This window comes from Bartonella sp. AC158YNML (assembly GCF_042196725.1).
Classification (GTDB): Bacteria; Pseudomonadota; Alphaproteobacteria; order Rhizobiales; family Rhizobiaceae; genus Bartonella.
In genome coordinates this window covers 1-2,115 of the sequence record NZ_JBHIQU010000053.1, presented here as the reverse complement: position 1 = coordinate 2,115, position 2,115 = coordinate 1, and the positions used below count along the sequence as shown (strand labels likewise).

Sequence of the window (2,115 nt, the reverse complement as noted above, 5' to 3'; positions counted from 1 at the left end):
TATTTAGATCGCTAGCTGTTTTGATAATAAAAGCCGTGTCTTAAAAGGACACGGCTTTTTTTGCTATAAAGCAGCCCGCCTATTAAACAACTTTGTGTATTTTTTCTATTATTTTAAAATGACCAAATTTAGTGATTTTAGTTTTGCCAATAAAATCTCTATAACCTCTTGTGAGTTTTTTATCACCCGCTAAAACCGCATCGTTTAAAAGATCTAACGTTCCACATGCTTGTGCATTATCACGGACCTTAGCTTTCTCTCTAATACGAGCGCGCCCGTAAACTTGTGCATTCCCATAAATCCTAGCATTGTCTTCAATTATTGCATTATCATAAACACGTGCATTGCCATAAATCTCAGGTTTATCTTCACCATGAGAAAACCCAACTTCTGCATTGCCATAAACATGAGCATTTTCATAAACATGGCTTCTAAAATCAATACAAGCATTTTCATAAATATGCGCATTGTTATAAATATGAGCAGTACCACAAACCTTGGCTTTACCATAAATCTGTGCATTGTCATAAATATGTGCATGCCCACCAATACACGCTTGTTCATAAATAACAGCATTACCGTACACAAGAGCATCCATTACAACACGTGCGCCACCGTAAACCATAGCATCATCACTAACCCAGCAACCATAACGATGATCTAAATTGCTTTCATTTTCTATAAAACCGCCTAAGGTACCTGCTTTTATACAAAAGTTATTATTATCACCAAAAAAATGTTTAAAATCTTTAATGGCTCTAATACGGTGTAATATATGTCCATTAAATTCCCTTGTCTCACTTGTTAATTCATATTTTCTAGGTACTTGCTTTTCATTCTCAGGACGTAAAGGACTATGAAGGCTTTGATCATATATCGTCCATTTAAGAGCAAAGAGATTATGATTTTCACTTTCTTCTTCTTTATTGCGTGTTATGAGATCAATAAGTTCATATGTTTTTTTCATAGTGAAATGCCTTTTAAAGAAAATTTTTGAATGAAAGAGTTTTAAAGAGGGGCGCCCCCGCCGCGCCGCTGCTGTCTTATGCTGCTTTTTCACTAATGGCATCATTACTACAAATATCTTCACGGAATATTTTCTTTTCTTTAAGAACGGCATTGCCATAAATTTTTACACCCTCAGCAATAATAGATCTGTTAGAAACACATGCATCATCATAGATTTCTACTTTTTCATAAATCATGGCATTCTCATAAACACGCGCATTGCCATAAACCTTGACATCTTTATAAACAACCGCTTTTCCATAAACCCTAGCATGATCAAAAATATGCGCCCCCTCATAAATAGAAGCAGATCCTGATACTTTTGCATTGCCATAAACAAAGCCCTTCACATAAGCGCTATGCCAAACCTTGGCATTGTCATAAATTTTTGCCTCTATACTAATAAAAGCTTTTCCATAAACCACGGCATTATCACAAACTTGACCACAAACCTTAGCATGATCATAAACCTTGGCATTGCCATTAACCACACACTTGCCATAAACCCACCCCTTGCCACGAATCCACATGGTACCACTAATACTAGCATTATCAAAAATCTTAGCATTGCCATAAACATGGGTATCACGACCATAAACCTTGGCTTTATCACTCACTACAACGTTACCATAAACTTTAGCATTTTGAGCAACAACGGCTTCATTACGTATTTTAGCATTTTCACTCACAACGGCATCATATGCTGCAATTGCATCGTCATAAACCCAGCAATTGCCATCATGAGAAAGGTTATCTTCCTTCTCAATAAAGCCGCCCAATTGACCAGCCTTGACATCATCGAAATCCCTTAATGCACGAATGCGATAAAAGTATCTAGGTTGACCGGTTTCTGCATCTTTAACTTCTTTGATTTCGTCTGTAATTTCATATTTTTTGGATACATTTTTAGTGGTCATAGGTAGCTCCTAATCTAATATTCAAACAAATTTTTAAATGAAATGGTTATAAGGAGGCGCCCCCGCACCGCCCGCGCTGTTATTTATGCAGCTTTATTTATATCCTGATCAAGACCACAGACATCTTCAGAAAATTTCTTATTTTCTTTAAGCACAGCATTGCCATAAATCGTTGTAAATTGGCAAATTT

2 protein-coding genes are annotated in these 2,115 nt (G+C 36.3%); both read right to left on the bottom strand.

From position 1 onward, the window contains the following. Window positions 1–82 precede the first annotated feature (82 nt). Entirely contained in the window at window positions 83–967 is an 885-nt protein-coding gene (locus ACFIM1_RS09125; protein WP_375608869.1) for a hypothetical protein, read from the bottom strand. Between the two features lie 76 nt (window positions 968–1,043). Then, window positions 1,044–1,925, bottom strand: a complete 882-nt coding sequence (locus ACFIM1_RS09120) for a hypothetical protein (protein WP_375694676.1) — start codon at window positions 1,923–1,925, stop codon at window positions 1,044–1,046. Between the last annotated feature and the right edge of the window lie 190 nt (window positions 1,926–2,115).

Bases quoted from the DNA above. Each gene is read 5' to 3' on its own strand.
- ACFIM1_RS09125 (WP_375608869.1), bottom strand. From the start codon at position 967: ATGAAAAAAACATATGAACTTATTGATCTCATAACACGCAATAAAGAA.
- ACFIM1_RS09120 (WP_375694676.1), bottom strand. From the start codon at position 1,925: ATGACCACTAAAAATGTATCCAAAAAATATGAAATTACAGACGAAATC.